Genomic DNA, 18,593 nt, shown 5'->3' on the forward strand with positions numbered 1-18,593 from the left:
ATGTGGCCTGAGAGTAGTGAACAGAAACAGGAATTGCGCAGCGGTTTAACCACTGGCTGCTGCGCAACTGCTTGTTGTGTGGCTGCTGCTCAGGCATTACTGGCGACTAAACAGCCAGCTAAGGTTGAGGTGTTATTACCCAGAGGGCAGTTGGTCGAATTAGTAATAGAAAGTTATCAACAACTGGGCGATACCGAGCAAGGTATTCGCACTGCAACCATCAAGGATGCAGGGGATGATCCAGATGTAACTCATGGTGCCACAGTGTTTGTGGAGTTGCGGTTAATTGCAGAGAAAGGTGTGTTTTTTAAACCGGCTAAGGGTGTAGGTACAGTCACTCGTGCGGGTTTAGTGCTTGAAGTAGGTGAACCTGCGATCAATCCCGTACCCAGGAAAATGATGCAGGAACATCTTATTAAGAGCGCGGAGACCTATAACTACAGTGGTGGGTTTGAAGTCTCTGTTGGGGTTGAGAATGGCGAACAGATCGCCTTAAAGACGATGAATCCTCGGTTAGGTATTTTGGGTGGTTTATCTATCTTAGGTACAACCGGTATTGTGCGGCCTTATTCCTGCGCTGCTTACATTGCGTCTATTCGACAGGGAATCGATGTTGCGCGCTCAAATGGAATTTCCCATGTTGCAGCAACAACGGGCAGTACTAGTGAAGCTGCGATTAAAAAACAGTATCAGTTACCGGATATGGCGTTAATTGAGATGGGTGATTTTATCGGCGCGTTACTGAAACATTTAAAGAAAGCGCCAGTAGAAAAGGTCACTATTTGCGGCGGCTTTGGCAAAATTAGTAAGTTGGCGCAGGGGCATATGGATCTTAATAGCCGAGCATCCAGTATTGATTTTAAACATTTAGCTGAGATGGCCGTTGCTGTTGGTGCAGATACAAGATTGGTGGAAAAAATATTACAAGCGAATACCAGTATGGAAGTGTTGAAACTGTGCCAAGAGCAACATTTAGATCTGGCCTCGGAGGTGTGTAGTAGAGCGCTTATAGCCGCCCAAGGGATGTTAAAAGATAGATTGTCTGAAATGGAGCTAGAGGTGTGGGCGACTGATCGTAAAGGGCAGTTTGTCGGACATGTTAAGGCTGAGGATCTACAGTGAAAATACTAATCCTTGGCGGGACTTCTGATGCACGTAAAGTCGTTGCGGAGCTGGAAAATAGAGATCTGCTGAAATCGCTACAGGTCACTTATAGTGTGGCGGGTTTAGTCCGCGTGCCCGAATTTTCGTGTGAGGTGATTAGTGGTGGTTTTACTCAACGGGGCGGGTTAACACATTATTTAAGGGAATTAGGTTTTGATTTAGTTATTGATATTACTCATCCCTTTGCGTTGCAAATGAGTACGGCTGCTGTTGCTGCCTGTGCTGAGTTAGCTATTCCTTGTTGGCGCTTTCATCGTTCAGCCTGGCAGGCTCAAGAAGGGGATCAATGGCAGTTGTTTGATAATTGGGATGGATTGATCAAAGCAACAGAGCCTTATCGCAGTATATTTTTAACGGCGGGACAGATAGAGAAGCCTTTAGTTGATCAGTTTAAGTTGCAAGCAGAGCTGACTGGGCAAAGGCAGATTATCCGAACGGCAGCGCCTCCCAAAGCTGAGTTGCCCGAGACGATGCAGTGGTTAAAAGCAATAGGGCCGTTTAATCATGCAGATGAAAAACAGTTATTGATTCAGTATGACGTGGATCTTTTAGTGAGTAAAAATAGCGGCGGTAGCGCGACTGAAGCTAAGTTAGCGGCGGCCCGTGAACTAGGTGTTCCTGTGTTTATGTTAGAGCGACCGCAGTTACCTGCGGCGGATTGTTTATTAGATTCGGTTAATGACGTAGTTAATAAGATTGAGAATAAAAGGGTTGGAGTGTGACTGTGATATATGAGATCAACCCTCAAGCGATTGAGCAAGAAAGTTTTCGCCAGATCCGCGCGTTAACGGATCTTGCAAATTTAACACGTGAGCAGCAACAGGTGGTGATGCGAATAGTGCATAGTGTTGGTATGCCAGAGGTTGCCAGTAGTGTTTGTTTTAGTGCACAGGCGTGTGAATCAGGGATTAGTGCTTTAGCGCGTGGAGCCAATATCCTCTGTGATGTGGAGATGGTAAAACAGGGAATAACTAAGCGTATGATCAATCAGCCGCCACTTTGTTATCTAAATGATTCGCGAGCGGCTGAATTGGCACAAGCGAGCGGTGAAACACGCTCTATGGCGGCAGTTGAACTGTGGCGTGATCAGTTAGCGGGTAGTGTTGTAGTGATAGGTAATGCGCCGACTGCATTGTTTAGATTACTAGAGCTGATTGAGCAGGGAGCGGATAAACCGGCGTTGATTATAGGTATGCCTGTAGGGTTTGTTGGCGCGGCGGAATCAAAGCAGCTTTTATGGGATCAGCATCAAAATTTAGGTATTGAGTGCATTACGTTACTGGGTCGGCAAGGAGGTAGTGCCGTAAGTGCGGCCAGTTGTAACGCTTTACTCCGTTGTATCCGTGGGGAGTATTACTAATGACAGGCCAGATTCAAGTGGTGGGTTTAGGTGTTAATGCTAAGGCCGATCTATCGGCAGAGGCACTACAAGCGTTGCATCAGTCAGACCTTGTTATTGGCTCAGAAAGGCAGTTAGATACCTTAGAGCAGGTAATACCGGTTGGTAAAGAAAGCATAGTTCTGCCTAAATTATCTGCGCTTAAAGCGCTAATTGATGAGCAACTTGTAAAGGGCCGGACCGTTTTAGTCTTAGCGTCAGGTGATCCGCTTTTTTACGGGATTGGTCGTTGGTTTAGCCGTTATTTCTCGGCTGAATTACTCACCTTTTATCCTGCGGTGTCTAGTCTGCAAGTAGCCTGTCACCGATTAGGAATTGCTTTGCAGGATGTTGAAGTGCTCAGTTTACATGGGCGCCCTTTATCCAAATTAAGAACACGCTTGCGTCAAGATCAACCTTTATTGCTCTTAACCGATAAACACAGTACTCCTGAAGCTTTAGCCAATGAGTGTATTGCTTGCGGGTTTTCTGAGGCCAAAATTACGGTTTGTGAAATGCTTGGTTATCCACAGGAGATGATCAGATCGTTTACAGCTCAAACCCTTTCTAATACAGGGCGTTCCACTAAGTTCGCTTCTTTGCATGTAACACTACTTGAACCCGGTTGTAACCAAGGATTTCTACCTGCCTTCCCCGGTATTCCTGACCAGCATTTCGTGACCGATAAAGAGGATGCGGGCCGTGGAATGATTACTAAACGGGAGGTGCGCTTATCGATTCTCTCCTTGTTGCAAGTGGCTAAAGGTGAGTGTGTTTGGGATATAGGCGCCGGTTGTGGTGGTGTTGCAGTAGAGCTGGCTTATTGGAATCCGAATAGTGATATATATGCCGTAGAACATCACTCTGATCGTTTTGATTGCTTAGAACAAAATCGCCAGCGTTTTGGGGTAGTGAGTAACCTTTCTATTATTGAAGGTCGAGCACCTCAAGCATTAGCTGATCTGCCGGCCCCTGATAAGGTTTTTATTGGTGGCAGTGGTGGTGAGTTAGCGGCGTTGTTAGATCAAATATGGACCTTACTTCCTCCCGGGGGGATTTTGCTCGGTTCAGCGGTGACGGAACAGAGCAAGTGCGATTATTATCAGTTTAATCAAACGCGCACCCAGAGGGCAGATAGTGAGAATGAAACCCTTCAATTAAGTGTTAGTCGTGGTGATCGTTTAGCGGGCCAGATTATGTACCGTCCCAGCTTACCGGTTACTTTGTACCTGTTTAAAAAGGAACCCTTGTCGTGAATGTTGTTAAAGGGCGGTTTATCGGCGTAGGGGTGGGTCCTGGTGATCCAGAGCTTCTTACTGTGAAAGCGTGGCGGCTTATTCAGCATGCGAATGTCCTCAGTTTTCTAACTAATGATCAGGGTGAATCACAGGCCCGTCGCATAGCCCTTGAGGCGATCGAATCGGCTGTAGGGGGGCAAACTGAAGTTCCCATTTATATGCCTATGCTTAAAGCACGCAATTTGGCGAATCAAGCCTACGATCAAGGTGCAAAAACGATCGCTGAACAGTTAGATAAGGGACTAGATGTAGTGTTTCTATGTGAAGGTGATCCACTTTTTTATGGTTCTTTTAGTTATTTATTAGAGCGTTTACAAGGGGAGTACAGTTGTGAAGTTGTACCGGGAATTAGTTCTATTAATGCTGCCGCCGCCTGTTTAACGCAACCTTTAACGATGTTGAAAGAATCCTTTGCTGTATTGAATGGTCGTCATAGTGATGAGCAGATTCTTGCTGGGCTTAACCAGTATGATTCTCTGGTTATTATGAAAGCAGGCCAAGCACGACCACGAATTCTAGCCTTATTAGAGCAATCAGGTCGTCAAGGTGAGGCTAAGTATCTTGAATATATAGGGCGTGATAATCAAAAAATTGTCAGTGATCTTAGCAGGTTGGATCGAGTCGCAGGTCCTTATTTTTCCCTTTTTGTCGTGGCGCGTGGTCAGGGAAGAGAGAACCAATGATACGTGTGATCAGTCTGACGGATAAAGGCCAAGCATTAGGTAAACGCTTGGTGGCACAATTAAATGATGCGCTGTTATCCCATAAACCTCAGCCCTTTAGCCAACAAGTGCAAACCTATTTTACGGCAGGTGAACGCTTAATCTTTATCTGTGCGACCGGTATTGTGATGCGTAGTCTTGCGCCTGTTTTAGCCGATAAATATACAGACCCCGCGGTACTGGTATTAGATGAAAACGGACGGTTTGTTATCCCTCTATTATCAGGGCATGAAGGGGGGGCTAATGATTGGGCATTACAGGTTTCTAAGCTGATTAATGCAGAGCCGGTCATTACTACAGCTAATGCTTATCTACACCCTATTTATAGTGTAGGTATGGGGTGTGAGCGCAACTGTCCAGAAGCAGAGCTGGAAGGTTTGTTTATGCAATCTTTACAGCAGCAAGGGCTGTCTATTAAACAGATCAGTTGTTTAAGCAGTATTGATATAAAAGCAGATGAGCAAGGTTTGATCTCACTCGCTGCCAAGCTTGGTATTCCCTTTCTAACGTGGAATAAACAGCAGTTAAGCACAGTTGAAGAGCAATTAAGTACGCGCTCAACTTATGTTCATAGCATTGTTGGTGTTTACGGGGTTGCGGAATCAGCCGCGCTTTATAGTGCGTTGCAATGTGCGGCAGCGTATTCAAAACAGACCGATATCGCCTTGGAAACTAGCCTAGTTAAACAAGCGGAACTGGTTATGAATAAACAGAAAACCGCTAAAGCGACTTGTGCAATAGCCAGAGCTTACGCTAGTTAATGCGTTGATTACCCAATAACTAAATAGATTAGAGAGATAGATGAGTCAGTTATATGTAGTAGGTACCGGCCCCGGTGATTCACAGCTCGTTGCGCCTAAAGCGTTAACAGCCATTAACGCCAGTAGTGATCTAGTGGCATATGGGTTGTATTTAGATCTATTGGGCGGTGTTTGTGATGGAAAAACACACCATGATCTGCCTTTAGGTGAAGAGATTGGCCGAGCGCGTCTAGCTTTAGATCTTGCTGCGAGTGGTAAAACCACTGCGCTGATCTCTAGTGGTGATATAGGCATCTACGCCATGGCAACTTTAGTGTTTGAGTTACTAGATCTGCAGTTACAAGGTAAAGAATCTCATCCCGAATGGCTGGATGTTGAGATTGAAGTGATCCCCGGAATATCTGCTATGCAGGCGGGTGCAAGTCGTGTGGGGGCGATGCTCGGGCATGATTTCTGTACTGTTTCTTTGTCGGATCTTTTAACGCCTTGGGAAACTATAGAGAAGCGTATTCACAGTGCAGGTAGTGGTGATTTTGTTATCTCATTTTATAACCCTGTATCGAAAAAACGGGATTGGCAGCTGAACAGCGCCCGCGACATTCTATTGCAATATCGCCCAGCCGAAACACCTGTATTGCTGGGCCGCCAGCTAACCCGTGAAGATGAGTCAATCCGTATTATTCGGTTAGACCAGCTAGACGCTAAAGATGTGGATATGTTCACCATGGTGAGTGTAGGTAACAGCGAATCTAAGCATATTGTTAACGGCAGTAAAGAGTGGGTTTATACCCCACGGGGATACAGTAAAAAACTATGACGGTCTATTTTATAGGTGCCGGCCCAGGTGACCCTGAGCTAATGACATTAAAAGGTCAACGGATTTTACAGCAGTGCCCTGTAGTGTTGTATGCGGGGTCATTGATTCCTCGTGAAGTACTGGCCTCGGTTGAAGGCAAAGCCGAGAAAATTATTGATACCGCCAGCATAGATCTAGATGAGATTACCCAGCACATTCATCAAGCGCACGCTGCGGGCCAAGATGTTGCCCGTTTACAATGTGGTGACCCATCACTTTATGGCGCTATAGGTGAACAAATTAGGCGCTTAGAAGCTGAAGGTATTGATTATGAAGTGGTTCCCGGTGTTAGCGCTGTGGCGGCTTCAGCGGCTTATCTTAAAAAAGAGTTAACCCTATCCGGTGTGTCACAAACCATTATTATGACCCGTTATGAGGGGAAAACACCTTTTCCTGAGCGGGAGCGGTTACCGCAATTGGCTCAAAGCGGCGCGACTTTAGCGATTCACTTAGGGGTGACCCGCATTCATAAAATTGTTGAAGAGCTGATCCCCCACTATGGAGAAGATTGTCCTGTGGCTGTGTGTTATCGCACCTCCTGGCCAGACCAAGACAAAGTGGTTGGAACCTTAAGTAATATTGTCGAGAAAGTACGTGAAAAGGGGTTTACCCGCACTGCGTTAATTTTGGTAGGGCATGTTTTAGATTGTGATGATTTTGAAGAGTCCTATCTCTATGCAAAAGACCAAGCACATATCTATCGGCCCAAGGTGAAACCTGAAAAACCACGCACAGTTAACCGCGACAAACGCTGAGTTTAAGCGTTGCTATATAACAGAATTTAAGCCTAAACCGACTTTTAAGAGTAGATAGAATGCAACTAAATAAGATCCCAACCACTGTTGTTACCGGCTTTTTAGGTAGCGGTAAAACGACTTTGTTATCTAATGTACTCAAGCAAGCCGCTGGTAAACGTATTGCTGTAATTGTTAATGAGTTTGGCGAACTCGATATTGATGCTGATCTATTACGTAGCTGCCCGCTGGATTGTGATGATGAGCAAGCCACTGCCTCGGGTGGCGAAAATGGTATCTATGAACTCGCTAATGGCTGTATCTGCTGTACCGTTGAAGAAGAGTTCCTTCCAGTGATGAAACAGTTAGTTGAGCGTCGTGATGATATTGACCATATTCTTATTGAAACCAGCGGTTTAGCCTTACCTAAACCCTTAGTTCAAGCGTTTAACTGGCCGGGTATTAAAGAGTATTGCACTGTTGATGCGGTGATTACGGTGATTGATGGGCCAGCGGTTGCTGCGGGGCGTTTTGCTCATGATGCGCAACAGGTTCAGGCGCAACGTTTAGCCGATGAAAGCCTAGACCATGATCCAAGCTTACAAGAATTATTGGATGATCAACTTAGCGCTGCAGACCTTGTGGTTGTCAGTAAAAATGATCTATTGGGGGCTGCTGAACGGGAGCGGGTTCAAGCGGTGATTAGCGCTAAAGTACCGAGTGCCGTTAAGACCACCTATATCAGTAATGGTGAAGCTGAATTGGATACGCTGATGGGGCTCGATGCCGCAGCAGAAGAGCGTATTCACGATGTTCATAACCACCATGATCATCATCACGCGCATGGTGAACATCATGATCATGCCCATGATCACTTTGACTCCTTTGTTATTACACTAGGTGAGGTGGATAGCGATAAGTTGCAAGTGGCGCTTAAAGGCCTGTTAAGTGAATTTAATATCTACCGTGCTAAAGGGTTTGCAGCTTTGCCGGGGAAACCTATGCGTCAAGTCTTACAAGCCGTTGGTAAACGCTTAGATGTATATTTTGACCGTCCATGGGGAGCGGATCAGCCTAAAACGCAATTGGTTTTTATTGGCAAAGGGATTGAGGAATCTGTTATTAAAGCCGCACTTGAAGACGCTTTAGTTTAGGCGACAGTAACTATGCACTTACTTGCTGCCCAACCCGGTGGTTTTGTTGATGATGAAGGTATTATCGATTTAAACCAAACACCGGCTGACCTGGTTATTCTTTCTGCCGCAGACAGTAGTCTGGGGGCCTTAGCTGCTGCTGTCTCTCTTTATCAGGAGCAGGGGCCATTAGATGGTTTAGCTAAAGGGCAGTTAGCAGATATACGTCTTGCCAATTGGATGCAGTTATTAAAACCTGCGGCCTATGATCTGTATGAAGATAAAGTATTAGATAAAGCGAAAGTTGTGGTGTTATCGCTTTTAGGCGGCGCAAGCTACTGGGCATATGGGTTTGAGCGGTTACAAGCTTGGGCGGCGGCTGATACGGATCGAACCTTGATTATAGTGCCTGGTGATGATGCCTTAGATCCGCAGTTAATTAAGGCCAGTTCAGTTTCTGAAGCAGAATGTATCCGTGTTTGGCGTTATTTACGCGAAGGGGGTGTGGATAACTCGTTGCATTTACTGAATGCCTTAAGCTGTGAATATTTAGCTTTGCCTCTGCGCTGGCATGAACCTACCTCTTTACCTAAGTGCCTGCTTTATATGCCGGTGACAGATGAGAAAACAGTACGAAAAGAATCGATAAAAGCCTTAGGGCAAGCCACTTTCAATGAGTGGCAACAGCGTTGGGCAGAGAATGTAGCCAAACAGGATAGTGAGGCGACGGCGTTATTACTGTTTTACCGGAGTCACCTGCAAAGCGGTAATACAGAGATGTTTGATCAGTTGATCGCTGAGTTAGAAGATCAAGGGATCAAGCCTTTGCCCGTGGCGATTACCTCCTTGAAAGATCCAGAGTCGCTAGCTTTAGTGAATGCCTTGCTGGAGCAGAGTCAGGCGAGTTTGATTATCAATAGCACGGGTTTTGCCTCAAATACGGTGGCAAGTCCTGATCTTTGTTCGCAACCCAGTGAGTTTTATTCACCCTTTATGCGCAAAGTGCCAGTATTACAACTGGTGTTATCGAGTAGTACAGAAGAGGATTGGCAAACCCATAAGCAAGGTTTACGTAGCCGTGATATCGCTATGCAAGTGGTTTTGCCTGAGATGGATGGGCGTATTCATACCCGCGCTTTAAGTTTTAAAAGCGAGGCCTATTACGATGATCATAGCCAAGTATCTGTTGTGCGCTATCAGCTCCATAAAGAGCGGGCGAAGTTTGTTGCCCAATTAGTTAAGCGTTATGCCTCGCTGTCTACTAAAGCAAATAGTGATAAGCGTATAGGGGTTATTTTAGCTAACTACCCGACTAAAGATGGCCGTATTGGCAATGGAGTTGGCTTAGATACGCCAGCGTCTGCTTTGAATATTTTACAGGCATTGCAGGGTGCGGGTTATCCACTTGATAGCTTGCCTGAGAGCGGCGATCAATTAATCCAAGCTTTATTGGGTGCTGTGACCAATAACCCTAATACACTTCATCAATTGCCCTGTTGGCAGAGTATAGCTTTAGCGGATTATCAACGTTGCTTTAGGCAATTACCTGAAGCCTCTCAGCACGCGGTGCTTGAACAATGGGGCGGTCCCGAACAGGATATTAAATACCGGAATGGACGTTTAATGCTGTCAGGTATTCGTTTAGGTGAAACTTTTGTCGGTATTCAGCCCGCACGGGGGTTTAATATTGATTTAGTGGCTAACTATCATGACCCAGATCTGATTCCTCCTCATAATTATTTAGCCTTCTATTTTTGGCTGCGTGAGTGTTACCAAGTCGATGCGATTATCCATGTGGGAAAACATGGCAATTTAGAGTGGCTACCGGGCAAGGGCAGTGCATTATCAGCAAACTGTTGGCCTGATATAGCCCTAGGGCCTATGCCTCACTTCTATCCTTTTATTGTCAATGATCCAGGAGAGGGGGCACAAGCAAAACGCCGTACTCAAGCGGTGATTATTGATCATCTTATGCCGCCGATGAGTCGTGCTGAAACTTATGGCGAAATGGCCGTTCTGGAAGGGCTGGTGGATGAGTATTATCAAGCGATGGGGATGGATGATAAACGTCAGCAGTGGTTAAGAGATGAGATTCTTAAACAGGTACAAGATACGCATCTGTTAGAGGAATTAGGTGCGTCAGATCTAGTGGATAAAGATGAGGTCTTGACTGAGTTAGATGCTTACCTTTGTGATATTAAAGAGGCGCAGATTCGTCATGGCTTACATATCTTGGGTGAACTGCCTAAGCCTGACAAATTAGCAGAAACCTTAGTGGCTCTGTTACGTCTCCCGCGAGGTGATGATCCGAGTGCTCAAGGTATTTTGCATAACCTCGCTGTTGATCTCAATCTTGCAGAGGGTCTAGATCATCCGTTTGATCCATTAGAGGCCACACAGAAAAGCTGGCAAGGTAAAAAGCCGAAACTTTTAGCTGCTATATCTGATCAACCTTGGCGGAGTGAAGCGGATACCCGCGAACGTTTAGAGCTACTCGCCCTACAGCTGATTCAGGATTATATATTAAGGCCCCAGTCTCTTGATGACTTGGCGGAGCTACCGCGGATTAAAGAGCAGCTCGCCTATGTGCAAGCCACCCTTTATCGTGCACTCCTGCAAAGTGCTGAGTTAGAGATCCAATCATTACTGGATGGTTTACAAGGCATATTTGTTAATCCGGGCCCCAGTGGTGCGCCGACTCGGGGGCGTTTAGATACCTTACCTACAGGACGCAACTTCTATTCTGTTGATAATCGCTCTATACCTTCTCCTGCTGCGTGGGCTATAGGTGAGCGTTCAGCACAAGCTTTAGTTGAACGCCATCTGCAAGATCAAGGTGATTATCCACGTAGTTTAGGTCTCTCAGTGTGGGGTACTGCAACTATGCGTACCGGCGGGGATGATATTGCGCAAGCTTTTGCTTTGATGGGGGTGCGTCCTATTTGGGCACCGGGTTCCAATCGGGTGGTGGACTTTGAAATAATTAGTAGCCAACTCTTAGGTCGGCCACGAGTCGATGTAACCTTACGAGTATCGGGTTTTTTCCGTGATGCGTTTCCTAATGTTATGCGCTTATATGATGCCGCAGTGCAAGCGATTGCAGCCTTAGAAGAGCCGGGTAGTAGTAATACTATTCAGCAAAATATACAGAGACGCCAGCAGCAGTTGGTAGAGCAAGGCGTATCAAGCGAAGAGGCTCTACGCCAAGCCAGTTATCGTGTGTTTGGTAGTAAACCAGGAGCCTACGGGGCGGGGTTGCAAGGGTTGATTGATGAACGCTGCTGGGAGCAAAAGAGTGATCTTGCAGAGGCTTATCTCAATTGGGGCGGTTACGCTTATACCGGTACTTTTTCTGTTAAGAGTATAGAAGGTGTAGTGCAGGATGATGGTGTAGCGGTACCTGAGACCTTTCAGTATCAGCTATCCACTTTAGAGGCGGTCGTACAAAATCAGGATAATCGTGAACACGATATTTTAGATTCCGATGACTATTATCAGTTTCAAGGTGGTATGAGCAATGCGGTCGAAGTGTATAAAGGTGAAGCGCCGCAGGTTTACCATAATGACCATTCTAATCCGCAAAAGCCTAAAGTACGTACCTTAAAAGAGGAATTAAATCGTGTGATTCGCTCCCGTCTGTTAAATCCTAAGTGGATTGGGGCAATGCAGGAGCATGGTTACAAAGGTGCGTTTGAGATGACGGCGAGTGTGGATTACCTTTTCGCTTATGATGCGACGACTAATCTGATTGCTGATTATCAATATGAAAAAGTATCTGATGCCTTGGTTTTTGACCCACAGAATCGCGAGTTTTTAGAACAACATAATCCCCATGCATTAGAAGAGATTGCCGAGCGGTTATTAGAGGCAACTCAGCGGGGATTATGGCAGGAACCGGGTGACTATAGTGAGCGTTTACAAGATCTTTTATTAGAAATAGATGAGCAACAAGAGTCGATATAAACAGAATGTATCTACAGATAAATACCCGTATTTGGAATTTAGATAGATGAGCGGATTTAGTTCACCCCATACATTGATGGTACAAGGTACGACCTCTGACGCGGGTAAAAGTATCTTAGTGACTGCGATTTGCCGTATTTTAGCGCGCCATAAGATATCAGTGGCTCCTTTTAAACCGCAAAATATGGCATTAAATAGCGCGGTGACAGCGGATGGTGGTGAAATAGGCCGTGCTCAGGCGGTTCAAGCCGAAGCTTGTTATCTAGCGCCCTCGGTTGATATGAACCCTGTATTGCTTAAACCTAATAGTGATATAGGCGCACAGGTGATTGTGAACGGAACAGCGATCGGCAATATGAAAGCTACGGAATACCATGCTTTTAAACCGCAGCTTTTAACTGAAGTTGTGCAAAGTCATCAACGGTTACAGCAGCAATTTTCAGCGGTTATTGTTGAAGGTGCAGGGAGCCCAGCGGAGATCAATCTGCGTGAGCATGATATTGCTAATATGGGCTTTGCTGAACGTATAGATTGCCCCGTTATTATTGTGGCCGATATTGATCGTGGCGGCGTGTTTGCCCATCTACTGGGTACTTATGAGTTACTTAGTGTGTCAGAAAAGGCGCGGGTAAAAGGATTTGTGATCAATCGTTTTCGGGGTGATGTTTCACTACTTGAACCGGGGCTTGATTGGTTGACCGCTCGTACCGGAGTGCCTGTATTAGGTGTTATACCTTATCTGACTAATCTACATATAGAGGCGGAAGATGCGGTCAACCAGCAACAGAAAAATGCTGGAAACTATCAACAGTTAAAAGTGGTCGTTCCACTCTATCCTAGGGCCAGCAACCATACAGATTTTGATGTTTTACGTATGCACCCCCAGGTTGATTGCACTTTTATGAAAGAGATTACAGAGTTTTGCGGTGCGGACCTGATTATTTTGCCGGGTAGCAAGAATGTACAGGGGGATCTGCAATGGTTAATAGAGCAGGGTTGGGATGAGGTTATAAAACGACATCTGCGCTTAGGCGGTAAAGTGATCGGTATCTGTGGCGGTTATCAGATGTTAGGTCATTGGGTTCATGATCCCGATAAGATTGAATCAACGGCCGGTTCTAGTGCTGCATTAGGGTTATTAGATATGGAAACGACCTTAATGGATGATAAGTGTCTTCGTAATGTTAGTGGCTATTTGTGTGACAGTGAGATAGAGGTTAAAGGTTACGAAATTCATGCAGGTGAGAGTAGAGGCCCTGCTTTAGAAACACCTCTATTTCAGTTGATTGATGAAGGGGGAAAACAGCGCTATGAGGGGGTACGTAATAGCGATAATACGCTTTTAGGAACCTATCTACATGGGGTGTTTGATCACCCTCAGCTACTGGCTGAGTTATTAGGTTGGGCTGGTCTTACACAAACAGAGCGTTTTGATTATCCCGCTTTCCGCGATCAACAAATTGATCGTTTAGCCGATGCGGTCGAGGCGGTGATGCCACTTAGCTTATTAAGTGCATTGCTGGATCTTGAGGAGCGATCAGCCGTATGAGTATCGCTTTGAGTTTATTGGTTGCTCTGTTGTTAGATTATTGGTTTAAAGAACCTAAGCGTTTTCATCCTTTAGTGGGTTTTGGCAATATGGCGAGCTTGCTCGAAAAACGCTTTAATCTGAATGACAAAAAGGGTGGCGTTATTGCTTGGTGTCTAGCTGTTTTGCCTTGGGTGTTTTTGGGTTTTCTTTTGCAATATAGCTTGCTTGATATGCCTGTATTAATGGCTGTTGTAGCGGGTGTTGTGCTTTATTTTGGCCTAGGCTGGCAGAGCTTGTTAAGTCATGGGATGGCAATTGCTGAACCTTTAAAAAGGGGAGATCTGCAGGCTGCGCGTCAAGCGGTATCGATGATTGTTAGTCGAGATACGTCAGAGCTCGAGGAGGAAGCGATCGCTTCTGCTGCTACAGAGTCGGTTTTAGAAAATGGTGCAGATGCTATTTTCTCAGCGTTGTTTTGGTTCTGTTTACTCGGTATTCCGGGTGTAATTCTTTATCGTTTAAGTAATACCCTTGATGCGATGTGGGGCTATAAAAACACACGCTATGTGCAGTTTGGTTGGTGCGCTGCGCGTATAGATGACCTATTAAACTTTGTTCCCGCTCGGTTGACGGCTGCTAGTTATGCGTTGCTTGGAGATACTGCTATTGCGATAAAAGCATGGCGTGAGCAAGGGCGTATTTGGAAAAGCCCAAATGCAGGCCCTGTAATGGCCTCAGGTGCAGGGGCCATTAATGTTTCTTTAGGGGGAGCGGCAATCTACCATGGCGAGTTACAGCAACGGCCAGCTCTGGGACCTGAAACGGGCGATAAGCCATCAGCTGAAAGTATTAAACTTGCGTGTGAATTAGTTAATCGAGTTCTGATTTTTTGGGTGGTTCTTATCTATGTAGTGACTGCTGTTTTAGTCTCTGTGCAGAGTACAAGCCTGTGAAAGCAGAAACAGTTAAGTTAATCCATGGTGGTGATCTGCAATCGGCAGCCATGCGATATGGTATTGAGCTAGAGGAGTGGATCGATCTATCTACGGGGATTAATCCTTGCGCTTATCCTATCCCTAAGTTGAATGAGATCTGCTTTCAACAGTTACCTTATCTTTCTACTGAGTTTAAGAAGGCGGTTACTTCCTATTACGGTAGTGACCGTTTTGCCGCTTGTAGTGGGAGTCAGCAGGTGATTGAACTCCTACCTAAATTACTACCTAAGCTGCCGGTACTCTTACCAAGCTTAGGTTATCAAGAACATTCAGAGAGTTGGATCAACGCTTGCGAGGATGAGAGAGATATTCATTTTTATCCCGCGACTGATCAGGACGTGGCGATAGAGCGTATAGAGTTTCAATTGGAACAAGGTGAGCCATTCCATCTAGTGGTGATCAACCCTAATAACCCTACTGGATTATCCTTTTCAGTGGCGCAGTTATTTGATTGGTCATCTAGGTTAGCGGAAGGTGGTTTTTTGATTGTCGATGAAGCCTTTATTGATCTGCACCCTGAACAGAGTGTCTTATCCGATTATGATGAGTTTCATACTGTTGATAATCTAGTGGTGATGCGCTCTTTTGGTAAGTTCTTTGGTTTGGCTGGATTGCGATTAGGGTTTCTTTTTGGACCTGAAGTGGTGTTACAGGCGGTACATAATCGGATTGGGATTTGGTCGATCAATGGACCTGCTCAAGCTGTAGCTACAGATGCTTTCAATAACCGTACTTGGCAGATGAAAAACCGCGTAAATATTAGGCTAAATAGTGAAAGAACACTGACGCTGTTTTCGCCTTTATTAAAACGTATCGAGGCTAAAATGCAGGGGACTTCTCTGTTGTTTAGTAGTTGGTGGGTAGAGAGTGAGCGGCTAGAGCAGATGTATGACTTTTTTGCGCAACGGGGTGTGTTGTTACGAGTGATTGAAGAGTTGAGTAAACCTTCTGATTTGAGCCTTTTGCGGCTTGGTATTATTGATGCTGAGAATGAATCTATAGTGTTGAAACTTCAGCAAGTGATAGATGAATTTATTTTAACATTTGATTGAATTAGCTCACCCAAGTGTTTTTCACTTAGGTATGAATGTTGGTTCTGTAGATGCTCGATTGATTTGGGACTGATTGATAGATTCTTTTCTTAAGAAGCTGCAATTAGTTTTGACTCGGGTAAAATTCAGAACTTGTTTTTTAAGTTTTATTGGAGATAGCCCAGTGCCTAAAAAAGGTATTATGGTGTGTGGTCACGGTAGCCGTGATAAAGATGCAGAGCGTGAATTTAGCCGTGTGGCTGAGGGGTTGAAAAAGCGCTTTCCTGCTATGCCTATCGAGTATGGTTTTTTAGAATTTTCTGCACCTAATATCCATATGGGGCTTAACTCTTTACTAGAGCAAGGTGTTGATGATATTTACGCGGTACCTGGGATGTTGTTTGCGGCGACACATGCCAAAAATGATATTCCATCGGTGTTGACTACCTATGCGGAGAAAAACGATGGGGTTTCTGTACATTATGGTCAAGAATTAGGCTTACACCCCGCGATGATCGAAGCGTTTCAAGCACGTATTTACGAATCCTTAGGTCTTGATCCGGCTAATCCGCCAGATAATCTTTATGACACTATGTTGGTTGTTGTCGGTCGTGGTACTTCTGATACTGAGGCGAACGCTGAAGCCGCTAAACTAACCCGCATAGTCAATGAAAATATGGGTTTTGGTTGGGCAGATACCGTTTATTCTGGAGTGACTTATCCATCAGTGGGCGTTGGCTTAGAACGCTTAATTAAACTCGACTTTAAACGCATTGTTGTCGCGCCCTATTTTTTATTCACAGGTCGTTTAATTAAACGCATTTTCGGTTATGTGGATAAAGTTGCTACGGAAAATCCTGAATTTGAATTTATTAAAACTCCTTATCTAAATGATCATGAAAAAGTCATTGATGCATTTGAGATAAGGGTGCGTGAAATTTTAGAGGATGAGGGGCAATCGCCCAGTGAATCCTTGATGGAATCTTTCCAGCGACGTTTAGCTTCAGGTGAGGTGGATATTCATCACCATCATGCTGAATTTAATCCTGAGGATGAGCATTCACAGGGTCATAGTCATTCACATGGGCATTCACACACGCATGATCACGAGCATACCCATGATCATAGCCACGGGCACTCCCATGGAATCTATAAGCATATAGGTCATCCATTAGGCCCGCGTACAATGATAGGTGAAGGGATCTGTTGCTGCTTTATGAGTCAGTTTCCACAAGAGATTCTGGATGAAGAGAAGGAGAAAATCGGGCTGTCTAAACCTGAGGATGCTTTAGCTCACCAATAACAGGATATCTTGGTTTAGATTAAAGGTCAGGGGGCTAGAAAAGCCCCTTGACGGTCTTTTAGTGAAGCGATTATTTTCTATTTTGCTCAGCAATAATATGCTGATAAGAGAAAAGATGATGAGAGTCTGTATGTGGTGCGTGGCATGCGGCACATTGGGTTAGGTCTTTATTGGCTCTCTCGCCGCTTGGTTTGAATGCAGCAAAATCCCAATCATCATTGCCCATGCCTTTAGGGTAAGCCTCGGCCGCACCTTCACGCCGTTCCATTACGGCAAGCAAAGCCAGCTTATTAATGATTCTCTCTCCTAAGGTGGAGTTGATAACCTTACCATCGGCATCTTTTTCTACTTTGTAAATTTCCCCGACGATCACTGTACCGTAAGGTAATTGACCATTTTCTTCGGTACCACTTAGCCCTTTGTCATTAATGTATAACTTAATGTACTGATCGGGGTTTTGAGTACGGTTAAGAGCTAGGTAAGGTGTAAAGTTGGTCAAGTAGTCTGCTGGGAAATCAATTTCATCTCCAGGACCGGCCCAACAAAAGGAGCTGCCTATGATACCTGCGGTTAGTGCTATAACTTTCTTCATGTCTTCATCCTCACATATTATTATTTTTTGCGCTTTTGAAGTGATGTTTTTAACATGTATTAAATATACATTAATTTTATTAAGAGTCTATTATTTGGATGATATTTTCAATGCCTAGTTCTATAAGAGGTTTTGAGGTATAGCTGTTAGCGATAAAGTTGTGTAGGAGAGTAGGTTAGTTCGAGCTGGGTTCGCTCTGCCTTTGTTAACTTTTTAACCACTAAAGCATAGGAACGATCAATCAATCGCTCAATCTCTTTTTCGGGCATCGTTGGTTTTAGGACAACACTGATCCAATGTTTCTTGGACATATGATAGGCCGGTAGAATCTCAGGAAATATATCGCGCAGCATAAAGGCTTCATCAGGGTCGCATTTGAGGTTTAAAAAAGCATAGCCGGCAAACTCACTACCTAGTTCTTTTCCCGCTTTTCCGCAAATGCCTAACAGAGCAAACATTTTTTTCTTTACTTTAAATACCGCTGTTTGTGGACCAAAGGGATATTCTTTATAGACATCAGGACGAGAGAGGGCGTATTTTTCTGCTTGTTTATAATCCATAAAGTCACTGCCCTTAGGTTTATTGAGTAATATTTTGGTTGGCGCGATACTGTTTGCTGTAAGTTTAAAATATAAATAATACAAGGATAAGCATGAAAAATGTTCTATTAATCAGCATTTTCTCTCTATTGTTAGGTTGTAGTGATGACGAAGTGGGGGATGTTTCTCTTGGTTTTTTAACCACTAAAGATATAAAGATTAGTGTGTTTGTCGATCCCATAGTGACAGGCGTTACCTGTCATATTGCAAACATTGAGGCTGATTTAGATTTTGCGGATCCTAGTGATGGGGCTATTGCTTGCCGCCAAACAGGGGTGATAAGTCCTGAGATGATTGATCAGATAGATAAGTCAAAATCAGGAGAGGTCGTGTTTAAAAAGTCGAAAAGTATTCTGTTTAAATCGTTAAAAATTCGCCGTATTTATGATGCTAGCTCCCAAACACTGATGTATGTTTCTTATTCAACAAAGGAAACTTCTGGGAGCTATAAGCACAGTTTGTCCACTGTACCGCTGTGGGGTACTAATGCTTATAAAGTAAAGACTCAATAGCAAGCCTGTTGAGAGAGGAGT

17 protein-coding genes are annotated in these 18,593 nt (G+C 44.7%); 15 read left to right on the forward strand and 2 right to left on the reverse strand.

Annotated features, from left to right (window positions below; all coding sequences use genetic code 11):
• From Q4492_RS07120 to Q4492_RS07185, 14 genes are all read left to right on the forward strand, one after another.
• Positions 1–1,122, forward strand: a complete 1,122-nt coding sequence (locus Q4492_RS07120) for a cobalt-precorrin-5B (C(1))-methyltransferase (protein WP_303416554.1) — start codon at positions 1–3, stop codon at positions 1,120–1,122.
• Complete coding sequence (locus Q4492_RS07125) at positions 1,119–1,886, forward strand: precorrin-6A/cobalt-precorrin-6A reductase (RefSeq protein WP_303416555.1); 768 nt, start codon at positions 1,119–1,121, stop codon at positions 1,884–1,886. The genes Q4492_RS07120 and Q4492_RS07125 overlap by 4 nt, the downstream gene beginning before the upstream one ends.
• Positions 1,883–2,524, forward strand: coding sequence for a precorrin-8X methylmutase (locus tag Q4492_RS07130; protein WP_067861716.1), 642 nt, complete (start codon positions 1,883–1,885; stop codon positions 2,522–2,524). The genes Q4492_RS07125 and Q4492_RS07130 overlap by 4 nt, the downstream gene beginning before the upstream one ends.
• Positions 2,524–3,798 carry a precorrin-6y C5,15-methyltransferase (decarboxylating) subunit CbiE gene (gene cbiE, locus Q4492_RS07135; RefSeq protein ID WP_303416556.1) on the forward strand — a complete coding sequence of 425 codons (1,275 nt, stop codon included), beginning with the start codon at positions 2,524–2,526 and terminating at the stop codon, positions 3,796–3,798. The genes Q4492_RS07130 and cbiE overlap by 1 nt, the downstream gene beginning before the upstream one ends.
• Positions 3,795–4,523 carry a precorrin-2 C(20)-methyltransferase gene (gene cobI, locus Q4492_RS07140; protein ID WP_303416557.1) on the forward strand — a complete coding sequence of 243 codons (729 nt, stop codon included), beginning with the start codon at positions 3,795–3,797 and terminating at the stop codon, positions 4,521–4,523. Before cbiE ends, cobI begins: the two co-directional genes overlap by 4 nt.
• Entirely contained in the window at positions 4,520–5,323 is an 804-nt protein-coding gene (locus tag Q4492_RS07145) for a cobalt-precorrin 5A hydrolase (protein ID WP_303416558.1), read from the forward strand. Before cobI ends, Q4492_RS07145 begins: the two co-directional genes overlap by 4 nt.
• Before the next feature lie 40 nt (positions 5,324–5,363).
• Entirely contained in the window at positions 5,364–6,140 is a 777-nt protein-coding gene (gene cobJ, locus Q4492_RS07150; RefSeq protein ID WP_067861704.1) for a precorrin-3B C(17)-methyltransferase, read from the forward strand.
• The gene (cobM, locus tag Q4492_RS07155) at positions 6,137–6,934 is read left to right on the forward strand and encodes a precorrin-4 C(11)-methyltransferase (protein WP_303416559.1); all 798 of its coding nucleotides are present in this window, start codon (positions 6,137–6,139) and stop codon (positions 6,932–6,934) included. Before cobJ ends, cobM begins: the two co-directional genes overlap by 4 nt.
• Positions 6,935–6,993: 59 nt before the next feature.
• Positions 6,994–8,067, forward strand: a complete 1,074-nt coding sequence (gene cobW, locus Q4492_RS07160; RefSeq protein ID WP_303416560.1) for a cobalamin biosynthesis protein CobW — start codon at positions 6,994–6,996, stop codon at positions 8,065–8,067.
• 12 nt (positions 8,068–8,079) lie between these two features.
• Positions 8,080–12,009, forward strand: a complete 3,930-nt coding sequence (gene cobN / locus Q4492_RS07165; protein WP_303416561.1) for a cobaltochelatase subunit CobN — start codon at positions 8,080–8,082, stop codon at positions 12,007–12,009.
• A gap of 46 nt (positions 12,010–12,055) precedes the next feature.
• A complete protein-coding gene (locus tag Q4492_RS07170) occupies positions 12,056–13,558 on the forward strand; it encodes a cobyric acid synthase (protein WP_303416562.1) in 1,503 nt (500 codons plus the stop codon).
• Positions 13,555–14,493 (forward strand): adenosylcobinamide-phosphate synthase CbiB, encoded by a 939-nt coding sequence (gene cbiB, locus Q4492_RS07175; protein WP_303416563.1) that lies wholly within the window; start codon positions 13,555–13,557, stop codon positions 14,491–14,493. The genes Q4492_RS07170 and cbiB overlap by 4 nt, the downstream gene beginning before the upstream one ends.
• Entirely contained in the window at positions 14,490–15,587 is a 1,098-nt protein-coding gene (locus tag Q4492_RS07180; protein ID WP_303416564.1) for an aminotransferase class I/II-fold pyridoxal phosphate-dependent enzyme, read from the forward strand. The genes cbiB and Q4492_RS07180 overlap by 4 nt, the downstream gene beginning before the upstream one ends.
• Before the next feature lie 181 nt (positions 15,588–15,768).
• Entirely contained in the window at positions 15,769–16,869 is a 1,101-nt protein-coding gene (locus tag Q4492_RS07185) for a sirohydrochlorin chelatase (RefSeq protein ID WP_303416600.1), read from the forward strand.
• Positions 16,870–16,939: 70 nt separating this feature from the next.
• Here the strand turns inward: Q4492_RS07185 and Q4492_RS07190 are convergent, their stop codons facing one another.
• Both Q4492_RS07190 and Q4492_RS07195 read right to left on the reverse strand, forming a co-directional pair.
• Entirely contained in the window at positions 16,940–17,461 is a 522-nt protein-coding gene (locus Q4492_RS07190; RefSeq protein WP_303416565.1) for a cytochrome P460 family protein, read from the reverse strand.
• A gap of 146 nt (positions 17,462–17,607) precedes the next feature.
• Positions 17,608–18,021, reverse strand: coding sequence for an MmcQ/YjbR family DNA-binding protein (locus tag Q4492_RS07195; protein WP_303416566.1), 414 nt, complete (start codon positions 18,019–18,021; stop codon positions 17,608–17,610).
• Between the two features lie 92 nt (positions 18,022–18,113).
• Here Q4492_RS07195 and Q4492_RS07200 point away from each other — a divergent pair, with 92 nt between their 5' ends.
• The gene (locus Q4492_RS07200; protein ID WP_303416567.1) at positions 18,114–18,572 is read left to right on the forward strand and encodes a CreA family protein; all 459 of its coding nucleotides are present in this window, start codon (positions 18,114–18,116) and stop codon (positions 18,570–18,572) included.
• Positions 18,573–18,593 lie beyond the last annotated feature (21 nt).

Source organism: Neptuniibacter sp. 1_MG-2023 (genome assembly GCF_030547185.1).
In the GTDB taxonomy this organism is placed as follows: Bacteria; Pseudomonadota; Gammaproteobacteria; order Pseudomonadales; family Balneatricaceae; genus Neptuniibacter.